Raw genomic sequence first — 21,431 nt, 5'->3', positions numbered from 1 at the left:
GGTGTCGACCGATGAAGTGACATTTTTACTCCGCAAACGGTGACGACCTTTGCTTGGTTCTGCCCAACCACTTCGCGCATCCCTCGATCCCTGCATCACCGATGTGACACGTTCGTGTCATTGATGAATTTGTTTTTTTCGCTTGATTGGATCCCGGTCGCACTGGATAGAATGCTACCCGTTCCGATAAATACGGAATGGTTAGTACATTTTGTCGCTTCGACCATAGCAAAAAAACAGAGGATCCAGACATGCGAGACAAGGGAGCAGCGACGCTGCTGTCCGAGGAGATCGTTCCACTCGGCGGCATCGAGAATATTGCACGACGCCATTTCGTGATGGGGCTCGGTGCAACGCTTGTGGCCGGATGCGGCGGCGACGGAGGTAGCGCGGTTACAGACGGCGAGCGTACATCGGCAACCAGCATCGGCCAGGCGTCCGGAGTTGCTCCGGCTTCGGACAGTAGCGGCGCAGGGGCGAAGTCGGCAGGCACCGCCCAAACCCGCACCTTCACGCATCCTGGCTTGCTGCATACCGACGCTGATTTCGAACGCATGCGCGCCAAAGTCGCCGCGCAGGCTTCCCCGTGGATCGATAGCTGGAACGTGCTCGTCGCCAACGGTCACACGCGCCTGACGAACAAGCCGAACCCGCAGGTCGGCATCTATCGCGGCAATGATCCGACGCATGGTCAGAACTACGGCGCCCTCTACAACGACATCGCCGCCGCCTATGGCGACGCGCTGCGCTGGAAGGTGTCGAACGACACACGCTATGCCGACAAGGCCGTGGAGTATCTGGACCAATGGGCGTCGACGCTGACGACGCTTGGCGGCAGCGACGTGGCGCTCGCCGCAGGCATCTACGGCTACGAGTTCGCCAACGCAGCCGAAATCATGCGCGGCTACAGCGGCTGGAGTCCGGCCGGACTCGCCGCGTTTCAGGCCATGATGCGCAATGTCTTCTACCCGGTCAGCCATGCTTTCCTGACCCGTATCGACACCGCGATGGACACGCACTACTGGGCCAACTGGGGCCTGGCCAACATCGCGTGTGTCCTGGCCATCGGCGTGCTGTGCGACGATGCCGAGCTCGTCGACGAGGCCGTCACCCATTTCAAGACCGGTGGCAGTAATGGCTGTATCCGGCAAGCCGTGTACTACCTGCACCCCGGCAACCTCGGGCAATGGCAGGAAGCCGGCCGGGACCAGGGCCACAGCACGCTCGGCATTGCATTGACGGGCGCCATTTGCGAGATGGCGTGGAATCAGGGCATCGACCTGTACGGCTATGACAACAATCGCTTTCTGGCGGGCGCCGAATATGTGGCCAAGGCCAACCTGAAGCAGGCGGACGGCACGTTCTACACGGTGCCTTTCGTCACGTACCAGAACAGCGCCGGCGTCATCCAGACGCAGTTCTCCACCGGCGGGCAAGGCGGCGCCCTCGGGCGGCCCTGCTGGGCGCTGGTGGCCAACCATTACATCAACCGCAAAGGCCTGGCGGCGCCTTACACCAGGCGCGCCGCCGAGCTGGTGGCGCCGGAAGGCGGCGGCGGCAACTACGGCCCCAACAGTGGCGGCTTCGACCAGCTCGGCTACGGCACGCTCACCTGCACGCTCGATCCCGGCGCCCCGGCCCCAACGCCGACCGGCCTGACAGGCTATGCCAGCGCGGGCAAGGTGGTGCTGTCGTGGTGGGGCAGCAGCAACGCCGTCAGCTACACCGTCAAGCGCGCCACCATGGCCGGCGGACCGTACAGCACCATCCAGAGCGGCATCACCGACCTGCTGACCTATACGGATATGCCGGCCGGCGCCGGCACGTATTTTTATGTCGTGACGGCGCAAACGATTGCGGGCGAATCGGCGCTCTCCAACGAAGTGAAAGTGATCACGGCGCAGCAACTGCTCGCGCACCTCGCATTCGATGAAGGTGGCGGCGTCACGGCCGCCGATAGCTCGGGCAACGGGCGCAATGGCACGCTGAACGGCGCAACGTGGGCCGTGGGGCGCAGCGGCAACGCGGTCTCGCTCAACGGCTCGGGCGCGTATGTGGCGTTGCCCGACGATCTGCTGGCCGATGTGTCGGACTTCACCATCGCGAGCTGGGTGTTCTGGAACGGTTCGCAAACGTGGGCACGCCTGTTCGACTTCGGCACCGGCTTTCACCGCTACATGATGTTCACGCCGCGCGGGCAGTCGCGCACCGGCTGGGCCGGCATGCGCTTCGCCATGACGGCCAACGGCCCCGGCGACGGCCCTCCGGAACAGATCATCGACGCCCCCACCGCGCTGCCGAGCAAGCGATGGGTGCACGTGGCCGTCACGCTATCGGGTTCGACCGGCACGATGTACGTGGACGGCACGCCCGTCAGCACCAACACGGCGATGTTCCAGGCGCCGTTCCGTCTTGGCCGCACCACGCAGAACTGGCTGGGCAAATCGCAATACGGTGCCGACGCCACGTTCAACGGTTTGATCGACGATTTCCGCCTCTATCGCGGTGCGCTCAGCGCTGCGCAGATTGCATCGCTCATGGCGAACTGATCGTGCAGGGCCCGATGGCGGGCCCTGCGATGGACCTCTTTCTTTCAGGACTTCTTCGATGACCGTGTTTTCACAACGATGGATTGCCGCCGCGGCGATGGCGTGTACGCTATGGGGCTGCGGGGGCGGGGCCGATAGCACGACAGGCGTGACCAATTTTGCCGCCAATCGCAGCCAGACCGGCGCAAATGGCGGCGGCAGCAACCTGCCGGCGGCCAGCTGGACCAGCGTCAAGTGGGGCGGGGGCGGCTACGTCACCGGTCTGATCTACCATCCAGCCAACGCGAGCCTGCTGTACGCACGCACCGACGTCGGCGGCGCGTACCGCTGGAACGCGACCAACTCGACGTGGACGCCCATCACCGACGGCATCGGTTTCGGCGCAGGCGAGGGCGATTTCCACGGCGTCGAAAGTCTCGCGCTCGATCCGAACAACGACCAGCTCGTCTACATGATGACCGGCATTACCGTGACGCAGGGTCATAACGGCCGCATCTACATCTCGAGCGATCGTGGCAACACCTGGACGCACTACGACGTGCCGTTCCCGGTAGGCGGCAACGACAACGGCCGAGCCACCGGCGAGCGCCTGCAGGTCGATCCGAACCATCCGTCGACGCTGTTCTACGGATCGCGCACGGCCGGCCTGTGGAAGAGTGCCGATTCGGGCCGCACCTGGGCGCAGGTCTCGGGCCTGTCCTCCGCCACGATCAGCGGCGGCGGTTCCCCGCTCGGCGTCGAACAGGTGATCTTCGATACGTCGGGCAAGGGCAGTGGCCAGCCGACCTGGATCATGTGGGCCACCGTCGCCCCCGACTACGCGAACGCGGCGGGCCTGACGTCGACCCTGTACAAGTCCACCAACGGCGGGTTCTCGTGGACGCCGGTGCCCGCCCCGCCGACGGTGTCCGGCTACTACATCCCGCACGTCGTGCGCACTTCCGACGGCAACTTTTACGTGGTGTTCAACGCGAGCGTCGGCCAGGGCATCGGCGGACCGAGCTATCTCTACAGGTTCGGCGGCAGCAACAACGGCAACTGGACGCTGCTCAACCGCTCCACCGGCAACGGCTTTGGCGGCCTGTCCGTTTCCGGTCTGGGCGCGTCCGCCCGCATCGCACTGGGCATGACGGGCTGGAGCGACACCAGCAAGACCATTCAGCTATCCGATGACGGCGGCAGCACGTGGCGCGAAATCGAGGCCGGCATGCCGCATACCGGCATTGCCCCGGATGGCTGCGCCGGCTGGGTGGAAAGCGTCACCATCGACCCCGCCAATCGCGATCACATCATGCACGTCCACGGCGGCGGCATCTGTGAAACCATGAACGCCTCGTCGCCCACGCCAACCTGGAGCCCCAAGGTCGACAACCTCGAGGAAACCGTGACGCTGGCCCTCGTCACGGCGCCGCCCGGTGCGTCGTACAACTTCATCAACAGCGCCGGCGACATCGGCACGTGGGTCAATACGGATCTCTCGACGAGGCCGACGAAAGGCCCGTTGAACACGTGGAGCAACGGCAATTCGGCCGACATGTCGTGGTCCGATCCGACGTACATCGCGGCCGCGGGCGTCGACAACGCCAACGGCCATGCGATCAGGGGCTTCTGGTCGGGCGACGGCGGCAATAGCTGGGCGACGTTCGCGTCGCTGCCCAACGGTGCCGCGGCAAGCCAGAGCCACGTGGGCAACCTGGTCGTCCCGTCCCGCAACAACGTGACCTGGGCGCCGCCGGACTCGGTCCCGTCGTTCACGACAAACAATGGCGCAAGCTGGACGGCGACCAACCTGCCGGCGTTCAGTGCCACCTGGAACGGCTTCTCGCGTGCCTACCGCCTGGCCGCGGACCGCAAGAACCCGAACAAGGTCTATGCCTACGACTCCGGCGGCGCACCGTGGAGCTGGCAGCGCGGGAAGGTCTATGTGTCGAACGACGGCGGCCACACGTTCACGTTGAGCCAGGGCTCGGTGAACGCGAACCTGGCCTGGAATGCGTGGCGGGATACGTCGATGGCGGTCAATCCGAACGCGGAGGGCGATCTCTGGCTGGCCGACGGCACGGCCGTGTACCGCTCGGTGGACTCGGGGGCGACGTGGACGAAGCTCGGCGCCTTCGCGTCGACCAACGACACGCCGGGCGCCACCGTGATCGCGTTGGGCAAGGCGCCGACCGGTTCGCCGTACTCGGCCGCGGTCTATGTGGAAGGCACGTTGAACGGCGTCTGGGGCATTTACCATTCCGACGACGGTGGCGCGACGTGGGCGCGCTTCAACGATGACGCGCACCAGTTCGGCGACTCCGGCGTGATGGCCGGCGACTGGAACACATACGGCCGGATTTACGTCAATGGCGCCGCTCGCGGTCTGATCTTCAGCAATTGAGGTTGATCGGCCTGTCGATCGTCCGGCTGCGGTTTGCAACCGGACGGAGATCGGCCGGCCTTTCCGGGTTCTCTCTTGCTGTCGCGGCGGGCAGACCGGATGCCGTTCTTTCTGGTACCGCTCGTCGTCTTTCGGGTCATCCGGAAAGCGACGTGATCCGGGCTCACGTTTTTCATCGAAACGTGTCCGCGATTCGTTGCCTTCCCGATCCGGGGTGCGCCGAGCGGCCGCGGGCCGATTTCAGCGGCCGGCTAGCCGTTTTCCGCGCTGACACATACCCCCCATTTTGAAGAGCACCTTCCCGCGGCGAAGGGCTAACAGCGGAAAATCGGCTCATTACACTGCGCCCGTCGCATCGCCGAGGCGTGTCGACGCGGCACATACGCAGCGCGCAAGCGTTACGACCGGCAAACCAAAAACCCTGGGGGGGGAAAATCATCATGAACAAGCGTTGGGGGATCATCGCGCCCGCCGCGTTGCTTGCTGCAGCCGCGCATGCGCAGAGCAGCGTGACCCTGTACGGCAAGATCGAGGACGGTATCAACTACACGAGCAACGCACGCGGCCACGGAACCGTGCAACTGCAAAGCGGCTATGACTACGGCAGCCGCTGGGGTATCAAGGGTACGGAAGACCTTGGCGCAGGCTACCAGGCGATTTTCACGCTCGAGAACGGTTTCGACGTCAACACCGGGAAAATGAACCAGGGCGGTCGGGAATTCGGCCGCCAGGCCTTCGTCGGCATCGCGTCGGATCGATACGGCACGCTGACGTTCGGTCGCCAGTACGATCCGAGCGTCGACCTCTTCTCGCCGCTCACCGCGAACGGCAACTGGACCGGCTACCTGTTCTCGCATCCGCACGACAACGACAACACCGACTACTCGTTCCGCGTGAATAACGCGGTCAAGTACGTGTCGCCGGTGTGGCACGGCGTGACCGCGGAGGCGATGTATGGATTCAGCAATCAGGCGGGCGGCTTCGCGAACAACCGCCTGTATGGCGCCGCGCTGCAATACCAGCAGGGCGGGCTGACGGTCGGCGCGTCGTATCTGAAGATCGATCACGCACGCAATGCCGATTCGACCGGGGCGATCACCGGCGACAACACGTTCGACGCATCGTCGCAGCAGAACATCGGCATCGGCGTGAATTACGCGTTCTCGAAGGCGCTGGTGGGATTCACGTATTCGCACGTCGACGTCTACGACCCGACTTCGAACGCATATTTCACCGGTACGACGCAGCCGGCGGGCGGTGCGTGGAAATCGTGGAAGTTCGACAACTTCGAGGTGAACGGCCTCTATCATTTCACGACCGCGTTTTACGTCGGCGCGGCATACACGTACACCCAGGCCCGCGTCGCGTCGACGGTCGGCGCGTTCAATCCGAAGTGGCATCAACTGAGCACGAAGTTGAATTACGACTTGTCGAAACGCACGTCGGTATTCGTGGAGGGCGTCTATCAGCATGCGATGAACGCACACACGGGAACCGACTTCGACTACGCGTACATTCCGGGCGCGGCCGACATTTCGTCGGGCCCGAATCAATATGTCGCGCGTATCGCGCTGCTGCATCATTTCTGACGCCCATGCCGTTCGCGTAAGCTGCGCGGCTTCGCGAACGATACGCGCATTCATCCGGTCGCGCGTGATGATTCGATACATGCCGCTCGTCGCCGACACGCGTTCCGGTTCGACAGGAACCGATCGATCGCGCTGCGGCGGGTGACCGACCCGCCGTCGTCGGCGATACCCCGCGATCCGCGGAGCGCTGCACCGCATGCGCGATCAAAGCGGAAGCACGGAAGTCTGCTTGATCCTCTGCATCGGAATCTCGGTCTTCACGCTCTGCACGCCGTCGATCCGGGTCAAGTGGTCGATCTGGAGTTTCCGATAGGCGTCGATGTCGGCCGTCACGACGCGCAGCAGGCAATCGCAATCGCCCGCCATCAGGTGGCACTCGAGAACCTGCGGAAGACGTTGAACCGCCTCCGTGAAACGGTCGACGGTTTTCGCGTCCTGGCTCGTCAGCCAGATGCGGACGAAGACGGTCAACCCCGCGCCGATCTTCGATGCGTCGAGCAGCGCCGCGTAGCGCTCGATGACGCCGGCCTGTTCCAGCTGCCTGACGCGACGCAGGCACGGCGACGGCGACAAGCCCACTTTCTGCGCCAGTTCCACGTTCTGGATTCGCCCATCTTCCTGGAGCACGCGCAGAATGCGGCGGTCCATCTCGTCCAGCTCGATCATCGCCATTGATCCGACAGATTGGGTTGAGGCACGCGGTGCCCGAATGTTCGCTTCTTGAGGCACGGAATTGCCAAATCGCGCCCATCTTAAGTCGAACACGCAACCTGAAATTATTTTTTCTGCGATAAATTTTTGCCCGTAGCAGCCGGGACGGTCCCGCTGCCGATCAAGGGGCAAACGATGAGCACCGATTCCGTCCAGCACTTCGAATTCGAACAAAATCCTCACCCTGTCGCGGCGGCGGAGCGCGCCGCGCTGCTCGCCAATCCCGGTTTCGGCCGGGTCTTCACGGATCACATGGTGACGATCCGGTATTCGGCGGAACAAGGGTGGCATCAAGCGAAAATCGGGCCGCGCGAACCGTTCCGATTCGATCCGGCGACGCTCGTGCTGCACTACGCGCAGGAAATCTTCGAGGGCTTGAAAGCCTATCGGCTTCCGGACGGCGGCGCGGCGCTGTTCCGTCCCGATGCGAATGCACGGCGCTTTCGCCATTCGGCCGAGCGGCTGTCGATGACGCCGTTGCCGGAGGCGATGTTCGTCGAATCGGTGCGTGCGCTGGTCCGGGCCGATCGCGACTGGATTCCGGCGTTCGACGGCGCGGCGCTGTATTTGCGTCCGTTCATGATCGCGACGGAGGCGGTGCTCGGCGTGAAGCCGTCGCCTGAGTATCTGTACTGCGTGATCGCGACGCCGGTCGGCGCGTACTTCAAGAGCGGCGCGTCGGGCGTGACGCTGTGGGTGTCCGAGCACTACACGCGGGCGGCGCCGGGCGGAACGGGCGACGCGAAATGCGGCGGCAACTATGCGGCGAGCCTGGCCGCACAGGCGGAGGCGATCCGCGAAGGCTGCGAGCAGGTGGTGTTTCTCGATGCGGTCGAACGCCGCTGGATCGAGGAGCTGGGCGGGATGAACGTGTTCTTCGTGTTCGACGACGGGTCGATCCAGACGCCGCCGCTGAACGGGACGATTCTGCCGGGCATCACGCGCGCGTCGTTGATCACGCTGGCCCGGGAACTGAATTACACGGTGCGGGAGGAAGGCTACACGATCGAGCAGTGGCAGGCGGATGCGCGCAGCGGTCGGCTGGTCGAGGCGTTCGCGTGCGGCACGGCGGCGGTCGTGACGGCGATCGGCCGGGTGAAGGGCCGCGCGTACGACTTCACGATCGGCGAAGGTGGCGCGGGACCGGTCACATCGCGCCTGAAGGCGGCGCTGCTCGATATCCAGAACGGGCGCGAAGTCGATCGCCACGGCTGGGTGGACCGCGTGTTTTGAATTCGGCACGGCGGCCCGCGCGACCCGCGATGGCCGCCATGAAAGCTCGGCCGGTATCCCGGCCGGAAGTCGCCGCGCTGCCTCCTGGAATGCTTCGATCATGTCGGTTGTTTCGTTGTCGCGGGCCATTGACCGCCTGCTTATCGTCGACCCCGGTCTTCATCGGCTGCTGGGCGGGGCGCGCGCCGCACTGGCGAGCATGCTTGCCGGCGCGCTCGGCATTGCGTCGGCGCTGCACCTCGGTTTGGCGATCACCACCGGCGCCGTGGGCATACTTTTCGCGATGATCGCGCCGCTCTTCCTGCGCGATGCTCATCGGCTGGACTGGTATGAATCGCTTGCGTGGCAGTACGGCGTCGCATGCACGAGTTTCGCCGCGGCCGCCGTCGTGAGCGCGTGGCCCGCCGTCGGCAAGGCGGGTTTCGTGACCGTGCTGTTCTGTTCGATGCTGTGCCAGACCCGCGGGCCGCGCGCGATCGGGTGTGCGTTTCTCGCGATCGCGATGTACTACCTCGGCCTTTATCTGCATCCGACCGCGTTACAGGCGAGCCGCATGCTGGCAATGTCGATCGCGGGCCCCGCAAGCGTCGTGCTCGTGTGCCGGATGCTGTTGCCGGTGCACGCGGCGCCCACGCCCCGGCGCATCGCGCGCTCGGTATCGCTGCAGGCGGCGTGCATCGCACGCAGCGACGTGTCGCACGCCGGCTCACTGAATGCGATTGCACATCTTCTGGCGCTGAACGAAGCCGCCATCGCGCTCGAGCATCATGCATCGACACTCGATGAACACGACGCGCATGCATTGCACACCGCGCTCGTCGCATTGGAGATCGCGTCGGCCCGGCGCGTGCTGAAGCACGATCGGACCGATGCCGCCGCCTCGGCGCTACGCGCCGCGATCGTCCGCTTCGATTGCGTCGCCGACGCAGTGGCGGCGCGCATGGCCGCCGCCCGTCCGCCCGCGATGCCGCGGCCCGCGCGTGCGGTGCGGTGGAGCGCCGGCTGGCGCACGCTTGCATGGTTGCCGGCGTTCCGCGCGGCTGCAGCTGCGTGTGCCGCCATGCTGATCGGCGAGACGCTGTCGTCGGAGCGATGGATGTGGGCGGTGCTCAGCACGTTCGTCGTGTTCTTTGGCACGTATTCGTGCGCGGACACGATCTATCGCGGCGCGCAACGCGTCGCCGGCACGCTCGCCGGCGCGCTCGCGAGCGTACTCGTCGTCGGCGCCGTTCATCATGCGAATGCGCTCGTGGCGGTCGTCATGGGCGTGTGCGTGTTCGCCTGGGCGTACCACATCCTGCACGCCTATGGGCGCGGCGTTTTCTTTCTCACGGTGCTGATCGGCCTCGTCTATGCGCAACTCGGGTTCGAGATCGGCGCGCTTGCGGAACTGCGGATCGGGGAGGTGTTGATCGGCTGCGCGGTTTCGCTCGCGGCGGCGATGCTGGTGATGCCGCTGGCGGCGTCACGCCACATCGCGACGCGCTCGCACGGCCTGTTGGCGGCGCTGCGCGAACTCGTGCACGAACACGACGACGGCACGCGGCCGGGGGCCGCGCACACGCGCGCGGCCGATCGCCGTTTTCACGACGTGCGCATGGCGATCAGGCCGCTGGCCGCGTGGCGCATGCTCCGCGTATCCGGCGATGCCCGACGGTTGTCGGACACGCTGCTGGTCTGCTGGCTTCATGGCCGAATCGTGGCGACGCTTCTGCCTGTTGAAGCCGGTGGCGCGGTGGCCGCCGTCGAGCGGCGTGCGCGCGCCGCCCTCGCCACGCGAATCGATGCGTTGATGAGCGATCTGGATCGCAGCAGCCCGGTGCGACGCGACGCGGATGCGAACGTCGGGCACGCAACGCGCGCGATAGCCGGTGATCCTCCGTTACCGGCCCATCGGGAACTGGCTCGGCTCGACGCGAAGTTGAGCGAACTCAACCGGGCATTCGAGGACGCGCTGTTCGGACGAAATACCGGAGAGGCACGGCCGCATGGGTCCGACAGCAGCGTTCGCGCCACCGATGTTCGGGAAGCGATACGTTGTTCAGGCGTCTGAAGAATCGAGCGCCAGCCGGATCGCATCGCGCGTCCTGCGTGTTGCCACGGCTGTCTGCATCGTGCGGAATAGCCCGACGAATCCCGCGTTGGTATCGAGCCCGAGTGCGGCGAACGGCTTTGAGTCGAGGATCGCGAGCGGGTCGCCGCTTCGCACGCGCTCGAGATCCGCTGCATCGAATTGCGGTTCACTGACGACGAACGCGTTGCCGAGATCGTCGACACCCTGCAGGTAATGCTGGAAGCAGGCCAGCAGCAGGGCTTCACGGCGCATGTCGCCGTTGCGCGCGAGCAGTGCCCCGATGGTCTTTTCATGAAATACCGGGATCTTCGACGCGCCGTCGTGCGCGACGCGCAGCAACTGGTCGCCCAGTGCGGCGTTGCGAAAGCGCGCGAGCGTATTTCCCGCATAGGCGGCCGCGGACACGCCGTGCGGCAGCGTGAGGATCGGGGCGACGTCCCGGGCAAGGAAGGTGTCGAGCAGCGCGGCGAGATCGCGATCGGCCATGGCGTCGTGGACGAAGCGATGTCCCAGCAGAATCGCCGGGTAAGCGAGCAACATGTGGGAAGCGTTCAGCATGCGCCCCTTCATGGCTTCGTACGCATGGACGTCGTCGCGCAATTCGACGCCCGCCGCGTCGAAGGCCGGGCGTCCGGCGCTGAAACTGTCCTCGACCACCCATTGCGAGAATGCTTCGGCAACGACGGGCGCCGTGTCGTCGATGCCTGACAACCGGTTGACGTGCAGGCGGACCGCGTCCGTCACCTGCGGCGCGATCCGGTCGACCATGCTGTTCGGGAACGCGACGTAACGCTCGATCCAGGCAGCGAGATCGACGTCGACCGCCCGCGCGAAATCGAGCACCGCGCGTCGCGCGGTATCGCCGTTGCCGCGCAGATTGTCGCAGGACATCACGGTGAACGGCAGCACGTTGGCGGCCCGGCGCCGTCTGAGCGCTTCGACGATGAACCCGAACGCGGTACGCGGTGGTCCTCCCAGAAGATCGTGCGCGACGTCGGGCGTATCGAACCGAAATGCGCCGGTCGTCTCGTCGAGGTTGTAACCGCCTTCCGTGATGGTCAGCGATACGATCCGGATCGCCGGATCGGCAAGCCGGGTCAGTACGGCTTCCGGATCGGCCGGTGCGTGCAGATACTCGATCATCGCACCGATGACGCGCACGGCTGCCGCGCCGTCGCTCGAGAACTCCGTCAGCGTATAGAGGCCATCCTGCGCGCGAAGCGCGTCGGCCTTTGCGACCGAGGCCGGGCCGTTACCGAGGCCGATTCCGCATATTGCCCAGTTTGCGTGACCGGGCAGATGCAGCACATGGTCGATGTAGCGCGCCTGATGGGCGCGATGGAAATTGCCGACGCCGATATGCGCGATGCCTGCGGTCAGGCGACGACGGTCGTACGCGGGAACGGCGACGTGCGGCGCCGCGCGTCCGAGGGTTGCGTTGGAGAGCGGATGGAGCGGGCCCTCTTCGCGCGCCGGAGGGGATGCGTTGTCGTTCATGATCGCGAGGTGTTTCTCGATGAGGAAGGTCAGGCGCGTTCGCGCAACGCGGGCGTCGTGTCGTGCATGCGCCGCAGCCAGCGTTCGACGAGCGACGGCAGCGCGGCCATGTCGTTGAATACGACGTATGCACCCGCGGCGTGCAACTTGTCCGTTTGCGTTCGTGCCGCGTGCGCGGCGCCCACGAAGCCGAGCACGGTCATGCCGGCGGCGATCGCGGCGGCTGTCCCCGTCGCGCTGTCTTCGACGACGACGCACCGTTCGGGCGCGACATGCATGCGACGGGCGGCGGCCAGATAGACGTCGGGTGCGGGCTTGGGCGACGGCACCTGGTCGGCCGTGAACAGGCGTTCGCCGAACATGTCGGCCAGGCCGATCCGGTCGACCACGCCGCGCACGTAGGCAAGATCGCTGTTGCTCGCGCACGCCTTGACGAGCGGGATGGCGGCGAACGCGTCGCGCACGCCGTCGATGGCCGGCGCATTCACCGCGTTTGCGTGCACGTCCATGCGGATCGCGTCGACCGTGTCGTCGTCGAGCGGCCGATCGACGATGGTTGCGACCGCGCGCAGCAGTTGCTCGGCTCGCATGCCGAGCAGGGGACGCACGACGTCGCGAAGGCCGGCGAGCCCCCAGAGATGCTCGAGGCGCGTCACGATGATGCGTGCGGCGATGGCCTCGCTATCGACGAGCACGCCGTCGCAATCGCTGATCAGCGCATGATCCGAAAGTTGGCGCGTGGCAATGCGTTCGTTCATGTTGGTTTCCGTGACGAGAAGGCGGGAAAGACGCGGCTCGCTTGATCCGGCTCGCTCATGAATGGCGCGGCCCGAACGTTCCGCGCTTCAATGCGCGTTCGATGTCCTCGAGGCTGCGCCCGCGCGTTTCCGGCACCATCGAGTAGATGAACACCCATGCGAGCGCGTTGAGGCACGCGTACGCCCACATCGCCCCGCCGACACCGAGCCATTGGGTCACGGTCAATGCCGTGCCGGTCAGCAGCAGGTTCGAGCCCCATAGCATCGCGGCGTGCGCGCCGGTGGCCTGGTTGCGGATCGCGACGGGGTAGATTTCCGCGCCCGTCAGCCAGCCGATGACCTGGATACCGCCGGCGTTGAACACCATGAACGCGATCAGGCAGATGACGATCCACAGTTGCTGCATGGGCAAGGCGACGTCGCCGCGCAGCAGGCAGCCAAGCAGCACGAGGCTGGCTGCCGCGACGGGCAGCGTCGCCAGGCTGAGCGTGCGGCGGCCGACATGGTCGACGATCAGCTTGCCGATGAAGGTCATCACGAGATACGTCATGGCGACGCCGAGCGCGGCCCAGAGCGATGCCGACGCGCCGAACCCCGCGTCGCGAAGGAACGTCGGCGTGTAATAGATCATCATCTCGATGCCGCTGAGCTGGGTGAACGCGGCGACGCCGAGGCCCGCAACGAGGGCGGGGCGCACCCAGGGCTCGCGCATCGTGCGCCAGCCCGATGTCGCGCTGTTCTGCTGTCGCCCGACCACATCCCGAATATCGGCAATCTCGTGCCGGACGGCAGCTCGAGATTCCCGCACCTTCGACAACTCGCCATGCGCGTCGGCGATGCGATCCTGCTCCACGAGCCAGCGCGGGCTGCGCGGCAGCCGCGTCATGCCGACCATCAGGATCACTGACGGGACGACCGCGATGCCGATCATCGCGCGCCAGGAAAACAGGTCGTTACCCGCGACGCCGATCAATGCCGCGAGCAGGATGCCGATGCCGATCGACACGTTGAAGTAGGTGACCAGGCGGCCGCGCTTGTCCGGCTCCGCGAGTTCGGCGATGTAGGTCGGCACGATCTGCGTCGAGCCGCCGACCGCGAATCCGAGCACGAGCCGGGCAGCGGCAAGGGACCACACGTCGGGCGAGAGCGCGGCGGCCAGCACGCCGGCCGCATAGATCGCCGAGACGATCGTGATGGTCTTGCGGCGTCCGAGCGCGGCCGACATGCGGGTGCCGGCCAGCGCACCGATCACCGCGCCGAGCAGGATCGCCGCGGCGACGAGTTCCTGCGCGCGGTAGTCGAGGCCGAAGTCTCGCGCGATGAGGGGCAGCGCGCCCGAAATGATGCCGGTGTCGTATCCATAGAGCCCGCCGGCGATCGCCGCGATCGATGCGACCGTACGCATGTAGGCGGACGGCGTGGGCCGGGGACGGGCCGCGGGTGTGTCGGGAAGGGCGGAATCAGAAGCCATGACGGTTTTCCTTGTGATGCGGTTCGTCGCATGGGCGAACGAACGCGTGACGTGACGGCATGTGTCCGCTGCGGCAACAGTCGCCACCGCATGTGCGGCGGCGCTTCGATCGAGTCGCGCAGCGGGACGGCGCGGACGGACGCTCACGCGAGCGCGTGGACGTGGCAGGACGGCATGCCGCCGCGCCGGGCAAATGGCACGCGCCGATGAGAAGGACTTCCGGTTTGTACGGGGGGTGATTGCCTGGTCATGTCGGTCACCGAGTAGGGAAATCGCTCACGGCCCATCCAAACCGGTTTGGGTCGAGGGCGCGACGATTCCTCTGGTTGAGCACGATCTGAAGCCGCACTTGGAGCAAGGCGCCAGTGTCTCCTCTGGCGCTTCACGGCCTGCGCTGCAGGCGAACGATTCCGCCGTTGCCGGATGGAATCGTGTCGGTATTTCGGCGGACCGGTCGGTCAGGCGCCGAAACGGGGGAGGCCAGCCGGGAGGGGCTGGCGGGCTAGGGTCTCGTGCCGAGCGATGCAAAGGAGCATGTCGCGCGAGGCATGAACAATTATCCAGAAACGGAGCAAAAGATCAAGTATACAAAATCATGTCTGGGCGAGCAGCCCGGGCTGGGGAACGGGGCGATTCCGCGATCCGATCCTTTCACGTGCGCTCGAGCATCTTGAGCGCCGCGGCGGCCGCCCCCGCACGGGTCTGGACATGCAACTTGCGGAACAGGTGTTCGAGACGCTTGTTCACCGTGCGCGGGGCGATGCCGAGATCGCGGCGGCGTGCCAACGTGTCGGGTGTGTTCTCGATCACGGGCGAGCGCCACGAAGTGCCCCCACGCGAGGTACCGTACACCCCGCTCGTACTGATCGACAATCGCGGCGAGATCATGCAGCAAGAAAGTTTTCAATGATTCGCGCAACTTCGGCCGGTGCCTCTAGCGGCGCCAAATGGCCGACACCGGGAAGAACGTGCATGGTCGCCTGCGGAATGCGCGGCAACAGTTCCGTCCGTAACGTGACCACGCGATCCACCTGGTCCAGTTCGCCGGAGATGACGATCGTCGGAACGTCGATCGAAGCCACCGCGGCACGGATATCCTCGCGCATTGCCACCTCCGGCCAAGCGGCTTTAGCTTGCGGCGCAGCGTTCAGGCTATCCTCGATGATCATTTCACGACAGGCGGCGTCGAGTGGTTTGGCGGTGAGTACGTGGTCGATGACGAATTCGACCGACTCGCGCGATCGATAGGCGCCCGTCAGCGTCGCACGTTCGTCAGCGGAAAGCAGCATCGGCGAGGGTGGTGATGGCGCGACGAGCACGAGGCCTTGAAGCCCGTTCGGCCGTCGCGACGCGATGAACTGCGCGACCTTGCCGCCCATGGAATGACCGACGAGTACGTAGCGTTGCAAATCCAATGTCTCGATGATGCCCTCGGCGTCTGCCGCGAGATCGGCAATGCCATAGCCATCCGCTGGTGCAGCGGACTTGCCCCAGCCCCGATGGTCGGTGGCAACGGTGCGATATCGGCTCGATAACCGGTCCGTCACACGTTGCCATGTCCGCGACGAGCCGCCGTAGTAATGCAGGAACACCAAGGCAGGATCGCCGTGGCCGGCTTGGGTGACGTGGATTCGCGTGCCATTTACTTCGATTTCCATTTGCGCTACCTCTTCTCGGTTTGATGAGGCAATCGTAGCGTCGAGCCTGAAATTTGATAATTGCGCGCAGGATAGCGGCAGTCGATAATGGCGTGATCGAATCAGGTTGATGCGAAAATGGACCGATTGACCAGCCTTGGCGTGTTCGTCGCTGCGGTCGAAGAGGGCAGTCTGGCTGCGGCCGCGCGGCGTTTCGGGTTGTCGCCGGCCATGGCGGGAAAACATGTGAGTGCGATCGAAGCCCAACTGAATGCGCGGCTTCTACAACGAACCACCCGGCGCTTGAGTCTGACCGATATCGGTCAGACATACTACGTTCGCAGCAAGCAAATTCTGGAAGCCTTTGAATACGCCGGCCGGGAAGCGCACGATTCGCAACGCACGGCGCGCGGCGTGTTGCGAATCGCGGCGCCTGTCACGTTCGGTGCGATGCACTTGGGCCAGGTCACTGCCCGCTATCTCGAGGACCACCCGCAGGTCAACGTGGAAGTGCTGCTCGGCGACCGTTATGTCGACCTCCTGGAGGCCGGTATCGACGTCGCTATCCGGATCGGGAAGCTTCAGGGCAACGGGCTCGTTACAAGTCGCATCGCGCCATGTCGAATGGTTATGTGCGCGTCCCCCGCGTACATCGAGCGGCATGGAACACCGCGTAGGCCAAGTGATTTACGTCATGCACAGCGGCTCGTCTTCAGCGAAGCCGTCTCGGCCGGAGATTGGACGCTATTCGATGCGAAAAACCGCGCGCATGTGATCGAAGGGCCCTGTCGAGTCGCCGCCAACAACACCCAAATGCTCATGTCTGCCGCGTTGGCGGGGGCTGGCGTCGCGTACGGCCCCACGTTCGTCTTCGGGGAGCATCTGCGGCGAGGCGAGCTCGTCGCCCTGCTGCCGAACTACCGAGCGACCGAGTTGGCGATACAGGCGGTCTACCCGAGTGCGCGGCGCATACCGCTCAAGGTTCGACGGTTCGTTGACTACCTGACCGCAGCGTTCGGCAACGAGCCTCCTTGGGATCGAAGTATGAAAGGGTAGTCTTGTTTCCGGCGATCGGTACAAGGGCGTGTAACCCCTATCGTATACAAGCCGTTTCGTGTGCGGCCCGACGTGGTTCGATACGAGGATGAAGCGGGGTTTGTCGTCCCCGATTGCTGACGCCTTGCGCTTGCAAGTACCACCGTCACGTTCCGAGCGTCGACATCAAATAATCGATCACCACCCTGACTCGCGCCGGTACGCGTCGACCGGCTGGATAGACGAGGTGGGTTGCCATGCGTTCCGGCTGAAATTCAGGCAGGAGGACTTCGACTTGTCCGGCATCGATTTCGGCTCCGAAGAGCCATCGTGGGGCCTGCGCAATGCCGAGCCCGTGCAGGACCGCTGCGCGCACCTGCTCTGCGTCGCCGGTCAAAAACGATCCGTGCGGAACCCGATGAACGGTTTCCCTTCCGACCTTGAAGCGCCAAGGGCGGCGCTCGTGGTTTTGAGCGAAGACGACGCCTGTATGTCCGTCCAGATCGGCCAGCCGGGTAGGCCTGCCTTTGGCCGCGAGATAGCCCGGACTGGCGACGAGCAGCGATTCCGTCTCCGATAGTTTTCTCGCTGTCAGCGAGGAGTCCATCAGTGGCCCATGGCGGATCGCCAGATCCAATCCTTCGCCGACCAGATCGACCTGTCGCTCGGATACGGATAATTCGAGCGCAACGTGCGGATATTGTCGAAAAAAACCGGGAAGCAATGGCGTCACGCATAGGCGGCCGTAGGCGGGCGCCGTCGTCAATTTAACCAGGCCTTGTGGAGATTGCTGTCGGGTCCCGACCGATGATTCCAGCGAATCGAAGCCCTCCATCAAGGGCTTGGCCGATTCATAGAACGCGTGGCCTGCCGCGGTGATCACTACCTGACGCGACGTTCGCAACACCAACTGAGCACCGAGATACTCCTCCAGCGCGGCAATCTGCTTGCTTACGGTCGGTTGTCCAATGCCTTCCTCTCGCCCTACAGCGGAAAAACTGCCGCATTCGACCAGTCGAACGAACAGGCGAATTGCATTCAGGCGATCCATGAGTATTCGTATCGATCCATTCTGTACTGGAATCGATGGTATGCCGGGCGGCCGCGTTTCGGCAACAGGCGCACTTGTTTAAGTTACGGCCTGTGCAGTTACCGCCATCACTGTCTGCCGCTGGAGAAACGCGTCATGAAAGCTATCTGCGTTACCGCTGAACGCTCGTTGGAAGTACGGGATATCCGGCCGCCGAGCCGGCCGGAAGCAGGCCATCTGCTGATCGACATGGAGGCATCTGCGATCAACCATGGCGACAAGTTGTTTTTGCGTGCGCGTGCCGAGGGCAGCAACGCGCTCGCGGCGAGCCAGTACGGCGTGTGGGGCGCTTCCGGCGCCGGGACGGTGGTGGCGACGGGGGCCGGCGTTCCCGCGCGTTATATGGGTAGACGCGTCGCCATCTATCGCTCGCTGAACCGTAGCGCGTACAACATCGGGCTGTGGTGCGAAAAAGCGCAGGTGCCGTACACGAGTTGCCTGATCTTGCCCGAACACGTCAGCGCACGCGACTACTGCGGGTCGCTCGTGAACGTGATGACGGCCTACGCGTTTCTCGAAACGATTGACGAGGCCGGGCACCGGGGCGTGATCGCCACGGCGGGGAACTCGGCCACCGGGCTGGCGCTCGCGGCACTCGCCCGTCGGAGAAGCATGCCGACGATCTCCATGGTGAGGGGGCAGGCGGCGCAGGAAACGCTGCAACGCTGCGGTATCGAGCATGTCGTGCGCACCGATGAAGACTTTGTCGACACGCTCGGAAAGCTGTCCTCCGAGCTTGGAACGACGGCTGTATTCGATGGCGTGGGCGGTGTGCTGACCGGCCAGATTGCAACCTGTTTGCCGATGCGCTCGTCGCTATATTTCTACGGCACGATGGCCGGCCCCGTTCCGTTTCCCGTGTCGGCGCCGCTTTTCATGACGAAGGATCTATCGATGCGGCGTTTCAGCAATTTCGAAAGCCGGACGGTGCGAGAGCATGACAGGTTGGTGGCTGCTCTGAGTGCGCTCGAGGGCATGATCGGCGACCCGGTGTTCAGGACGCGCGTCGGCCAGGAATTCAGCCTTGATCGGATTGACGACGCCATGGCGTACGAATCGATCGACGGTCGAAAGGCGGTACTGACAAGCCGATCATGAAGCCATCGATGGGGCGTATCGGTCTCGGGTTCGCCCGTCGATGCGTGTGCCACGCGATGGTCGGGAAGCCAGTGTTTCATGGCGGCGGCAAGTCCGGCCGACCTTGCTTGATATCCTGGCCGGGATGCTGATTCGCATTAATTTCGATTGACCCGCCGGCGCCCGCACCGGCGCCGCGCTGCGCAAGTTCCGGTGCGAGCCTCCGGCGGCTAGAAACGATGCAACATGCCCATGCGATAGACCATCTGGTTCGGCCCTGACGACGCGCCAGCCGACGCATCCACGATCTGTGCCTCGTCGAAGCTGGTCCCGGTACGCGCGCTGACGACATGCTGCCACGCACCTTGCAGATACAGCGACGTGCGTTTGCTCAGGTCATAGTCGAGCATCAGGCCGATCTGGTGCCACTTGGGCACATACTTCGTGTCGGACGTATACAGATGCGCCATGGTGAACGTGTAGGCCGCTCCCAGCCACATGGCATGCGTGAAGTAGTACTGCGCGTTGAGTTCGAAGTTGTCGAATTTCCATGCATTCCACGTCGCGCCATTGCGCAGCGCGGTATTGTCGATCCATGCATTGCCGACGGGGTTGTAGACATCGACATGGGACCAAGCGGCGCCGACGAGTACGTGGGTAAACTGGTAGGAAGCCGCTACGCCGATGTCCTGCTGCGACGACCCGTTGAAGAGATCGCCACCGGTGACCGCGCCACCCGCCGCGAGCCCCGGATTGTCGAGCTTCAGGTAGGACGCCGCCGCGGTCAGGTTGCCGTTCTGGTAGTTGAGCGTGGCGCCCCACACGCGATTGTTCGAGAATCCGCCGGGCTGGTTGCTGAAGCCGTACATCGCTTCGGCCGTGAGTCCCCGGTATGTCGGGGTCACATACTTGACGGCATTGTCGACGCGGAAATCCCAGTCCGTATTGTCGTTGTCGAACGGGTGGGTCGCGATGTCGCCCGCCCAGTTGCCGGCCGCCGTGATGCCGCCGAAGCCAAGCGCGTCGACGCTGGTGTCGTACTGGCGTCCGAGCGTGAGCGTGCCATAGCGTGAAGACGACAGGCCCACGAACGCCTGACGGCCGAACATGCTCGAATCCTGACCCAGCTTGCCGCTGTTCACGTTGAAGCCGTTTTCGAGCTGAAAGATGGCCTTGTCGCCGCCGCCGAGATCTTCACTGCCTTTCAAGCCCCAGCGGCTGCCGAATGTGTCTCCGCTCGACAGCTGCCATGCGCGATGACCGCCTGCGTTGGTCGTGAAGTTGAGGCCTTCGTCTATCAGCCCGTATAGCGTGACGCTCTGCTGTGCGTGCGCCGCACCGGCGAGCAGGAGTGCCGGCGCGAATGCGAGCCAGCGCAATTTCATCGATTGACGTTTCATTTAGTTGCTCTGATGGTGTGGTTGGATAGTCGGCACCGGATAGCGCTGACGTCGATGTCGTCCCGAGATGCGATATCGGAGGACGAGGCAGTGTAGGCAGAGGAAAAGCAGTCGCCGCAACGTGCACGGAAAGACAATCTTTCAGTATTCGAAAGTGTCATGTACCGCTAAATGTCGTGCGAAAAGATGGGGCGCTGTGGAGTCTCGACGGCTATCGCACGCGTTGCGACATGTTGTTTTAAATCTCCCTCCGGTTGACATCGAGATTTTATTAGCGTGAAACGTCGGCATGTCGGAAAAGTCGATCCACGTGGCGATCTGCCGATCACCGTCGACGATCGAGTCGGATCAATTCAAAAAAAGCGCGCGGCCGCGAGGCTCGCGCGCAAACTCGGAGAACGGTTGCCGGAGAGGATTCAGTTACCGCTCGACGCGACGGTATTGGCGGCCCCGAGGCAATCCTGCCGGTATTTCTGCATCAGGCGCGCCTGTGCCGAATCGATATCGTCGGGATAGCTGCTTTCGTCGCCGGACGACGGGTTGTAGCCGACCGACTCCAGCTCGTTCAGTTCATTGACGAGCTGCCGGTGCGAGACCGGGCCTTTCGCGTGCACGAACGGATAGTCGTGGCATTGCGCCGACGTGAGTTTCGTCTCGGCATGTGCGGAGACGCTCAATGCGAGCATCGCGGCGCAAGCGAGGTAACGGACGGGGTGATTCATCTTCGGCTCCTGGATAGCGTTGGGTCGAGGCCGCACGGCAGGGAGCCTGCGTCGGCCGCAGGACGAAGATTACGGAGGGAGGGCTATCTAAACCGCAGCGCGATGATGAAACATGTTTTAGGCAAGCCCGGATCGTGCCATGCACGGGCTGCCGGATGCACGGGAAGTTAAAGAATCCTTCATGCGCGTGTTTCCGGATGGTTAG

15 protein-coding genes and 2 pseudogenes are annotated in these 21,431 nt (G+C 64.3%); 8 read left to right on the top strand and 9 right to left on the bottom strand.

Annotated features, from left to right (window positions below):
- Positions 1-251: 251 nt before the first annotated feature.
- The 3 genes from LGN10_RS09730 (at position 252) to LGN10_RS09720 (ending at position 6,521) form a co-directional block, all read left to right on the top strand.
- Entirely contained in the window at positions 252-2,549 is a 2,298-nt protein-coding gene (locus tag LGN10_RS09730; RefSeq protein WP_226223087.1) for a LamG-like jellyroll fold domain-containing protein, read from the top strand.
- Positions 2,550-2,607: 58 nt separating this feature from the next.
- The gene (locus tag LGN10_RS09725) at positions 2,608-4,932 is read left to right on the top strand and encodes a sialidase family protein (protein ID WP_226223085.1); all 2,325 of its coding nucleotides are present in this window, start codon (positions 2,608-2,610) and stop codon (positions 4,930-4,932) included.
- A 440-nt stretch (positions 4,933-5,372) separates the two neighbouring features.
- Entirely contained in the window at positions 5,373-6,521 is a 1,149-nt protein-coding gene (locus LGN10_RS09720) for a porin (protein WP_226223083.1), read from the top strand.
- 204 nt (positions 6,522-6,725) lie between these two features.
- Here the strand turns inward: LGN10_RS09720 and LGN10_RS09715 are convergent, their stop codons facing one another.
- Positions 6,726-7,184 carry an Lrp/AsnC family transcriptional regulator gene (locus tag LGN10_RS09715; RefSeq protein WP_060311668.1) on the bottom strand — a complete coding sequence of 153 codons (459 nt, stop codon included), beginning with the start codon at positions 7,182-7,184 and terminating at the stop codon, positions 6,726-6,728.
- Positions 7,185-7,367: 183 nt separating this feature from the next.
- Between LGN10_RS09715 and LGN10_RS09710 the strand changes: the two genes are divergently transcribed.
- The gene (locus LGN10_RS09710; RefSeq protein ID WP_104012731.1) at positions 7,368-8,465 is read left to right on the top strand and encodes a branched-chain amino acid aminotransferase; all 1,098 of its coding nucleotides are present in this window, start codon (positions 7,368-7,370) and stop codon (positions 8,463-8,465) included.
- Positions 8,466-8,565: 100 nt separating this feature from the next.
- Complete coding sequence (locus LGN10_RS09705) at positions 8,566-10,518, top strand: FUSC family protein (RefSeq protein ID WP_226223080.1); 1,953 nt, start codon at positions 8,566-8,568, stop codon at positions 10,516-10,518.
- Here LGN10_RS09705 and LGN10_RS09700 read toward each other — a convergent pair.
- From LGN10_RS09700 to LGN10_RS09685, 4 genes and pseudogenes are all read right to left on the bottom strand, one after another.
- Positions 10,507-12,036, bottom strand: a complete 1,530-nt coding sequence (locus LGN10_RS09700; RefSeq protein ID WP_059584939.1) for a mannitol dehydrogenase family protein — start codon at positions 12,034-12,036, stop codon at positions 10,507-10,509. The two genes, LGN10_RS09705 and LGN10_RS09700, sit on opposite strands and share 12 nt — an antisense overlap.
- A gap of 29 nt (positions 12,037-12,065) precedes the next feature.
- Positions 12,066-12,794 carry an HAD family hydrolase gene (locus tag LGN10_RS09695; protein ID WP_226223078.1) on the bottom strand — a complete coding sequence of 243 codons (729 nt, stop codon included), beginning with the start codon at positions 12,792-12,794 and terminating at the stop codon, positions 12,066-12,068.
- Positions 12,795-12,849: 55 nt separating this feature from the next.
- Positions 12,850-14,265, bottom strand: coding sequence for a sugar porter family MFS transporter (locus tag LGN10_RS09690; protein ID WP_226223076.1), 1,416 nt, complete (start codon positions 14,263-14,265; stop codon positions 12,850-12,852).
- Positions 14,266-14,916: 651 nt separating this feature from the next.
- Positions 14,917-15,033 (bottom strand): annotated as a pseudogene (locus tag LGN10_RS09685) (DNA-binding response regulator); the annotation flags it as partial.
- Positions 15,034-15,040: 7 nt separating this feature from the next.
- On the opposite strand from LGN10_RS09685, the pseudogene amiE reads away from it, so the two are divergent.
- Positions 15,041-15,160 (top strand): annotated as a pseudogene (gene amiE / locus LGN10_RS09680) (aliphatic amidase); the annotation flags it as partial.
- Here amiE and LGN10_RS09675 read toward each other — a convergent pair.
- Positions 15,150-15,923 (bottom strand): alpha/beta fold hydrolase, encoded by a 774-nt coding sequence (locus tag LGN10_RS09675; protein ID WP_059584943.1) that lies wholly within the window; start codon positions 15,921-15,923, stop codon positions 15,150-15,152. The pseudogene amiE and the gene LGN10_RS09675 overlap by 11 nt on opposite strands.
- Positions 15,924-16,040: 117 nt before the next feature.
- On the opposite strand from LGN10_RS09675, the gene LGN10_RS09670 reads away from it, so the two are divergent.
- Complete coding sequence (locus LGN10_RS09670; RefSeq protein WP_226223074.1) at positions 16,041-16,958, top strand: LysR family transcriptional regulator; 918 nt, start codon at positions 16,041-16,043, stop codon at positions 16,956-16,958.
- 145 nt (positions 16,959-17,103) lie between these two features.
- On the opposite strand, the gene LGN10_RS09665 is transcribed toward LGN10_RS09670, so the two are convergent.
- Positions 17,104-17,988 carry a LysR family transcriptional regulator gene (locus LGN10_RS09665; protein ID WP_226223072.1) on the bottom strand — a complete coding sequence of 295 codons (885 nt, stop codon included), beginning with the start codon at positions 17,986-17,988 and terminating at the stop codon, positions 17,104-17,106.
- A gap of 135 nt (positions 17,989-18,123) precedes the next feature.
- Here LGN10_RS09665 and LGN10_RS09660 point away from each other — a divergent pair, with 135 nt between their 5' ends.
- A complete protein-coding gene (locus tag LGN10_RS09660) occupies positions 18,124-19,125 on the top strand; it encodes an alcohol dehydrogenase catalytic domain-containing protein (protein ID WP_226223070.1) in 1,002 nt (333 codons plus the stop codon).
- Between the two features lie 209 nt (positions 19,126-19,334).
- Here LGN10_RS09660 and LGN10_RS09655 read toward each other — a convergent pair whose 3' ends face one another.
- Both LGN10_RS09655 and LGN10_RS09650 read right to left on the bottom strand, forming a co-directional pair.
- Positions 19,335-20,504, bottom strand: a complete 1,170-nt coding sequence (locus LGN10_RS09655; RefSeq protein ID WP_089465615.1) for a porin — start codon at positions 20,502-20,504, stop codon at positions 19,335-19,337.
- A 416-nt stretch (positions 20,505-20,920) separates the two neighbouring features.
- The gene (locus tag LGN10_RS09650; protein ID WP_099317570.1) at positions 20,921-21,226 is read right to left on the bottom strand and encodes a DUF4148 domain-containing protein; all 306 of its coding nucleotides are present in this window, start codon (positions 21,224-21,226) and stop codon (positions 20,921-20,923) included.
- Positions 21,227-21,431 lie beyond the last annotated feature (205 nt).

The organism is Burkholderia sp. AU32262 (assembly GCF_020419985.1).
GTDB classification, from domain to species: domain Bacteria; phylum Pseudomonadota; class Gammaproteobacteria; order Burkholderiales; family Burkholderiaceae; genus Burkholderia; species Burkholderia semiarida.
This window is presented reverse-complemented; position numbering and strand designations above follow the sequence as displayed.

Bases quoted from the DNA above. Each gene is read 5' to 3' on its own strand.
- LGN10_RS09730 (WP_226223087.1), top strand. From the start codon at position 252: ATGCGAGACAAGGGAGCAGCGACGCTGCTGTCCGAGGAGATCGTTCCA.
- LGN10_RS09725 (WP_226223085.1), top strand. From the start codon at position 2,608: ATGACCGTGTTTTCACAACGATGGATTGCCGCCGCGGCGATGGCGTGT.
- LGN10_RS09720 (WP_226223083.1), top strand. From the start codon at position 5,373: ATGAACAAGCGTTGGGGGATCATCGCGCCCGCCGCGTTGCTTGCTGCA.
- LGN10_RS09710 (WP_104012731.1), top strand. From the start codon at position 7,368: ATGAGCACCGATTCCGTCCAGCACTTCGAATTCGAACAAAATCCTCAC.
- LGN10_RS09705 (WP_226223080.1), top strand. From the start codon at position 8,566: ATGTCGGTTGTTTCGTTGTCGCGGGCCATTGACCGCCTGCTTATCGTC.
- LGN10_RS09700 (WP_059584939.1), bottom strand. From the start codon at position 12,036: ATGAACGACAACGCATCCCCTCCGGCGCGCGAAGAGGGCCCGCTCCAT.
- LGN10_RS09695 (WP_226223078.1), bottom strand. From the start codon at position 12,794: ATGAACGAACGCATTGCCACGCGCCAACTTTCGGATCATGCGCTGATC.
- LGN10_RS09690 (WP_226223076.1), bottom strand. From the start codon at position 14,265: ATGGCTTCTGATTCCGCCCTTCCCGACACACCCGCGGCCCGTCCCCGG.
- LGN10_RS09675 (WP_059584943.1), bottom strand. From the start codon at position 15,923: ATGGAAATCGAAGTAAATGGCACGCGAATCCACGTCACCCAAGCCGGC.
- LGN10_RS09670 (WP_226223074.1), top strand. From the start codon at position 16,041: ATGGACCGATTGACCAGCCTTGGCGTGTTCGTCGCTGCGGTCGAAGAG.
- LGN10_RS09665 (WP_226223072.1), bottom strand. From the start codon at position 17,988: ATGGATCGCCTGAATGCAATTCGCCTGTTCGTTCGACTGGTCGAATGC.
- LGN10_RS09660 (WP_226223070.1), top strand. From the start codon at position 18,124: ATGAAAGCTATCTGCGTTACCGCTGAACGCTCGTTGGAAGTACGGGAT.
- LGN10_RS09655 (WP_089465615.1), bottom strand. From the start codon at position 20,504: ATGAAACGTCAATCGATGAAATTGCGCTGGCTCGCATTCGCGCCGGCA.
- LGN10_RS09650 (WP_099317570.1), bottom strand. From the start codon at position 21,226: ATGAATCACCCCGTCCGTTACCTCGCTTGCGCCGCGATGCTCGCATTG.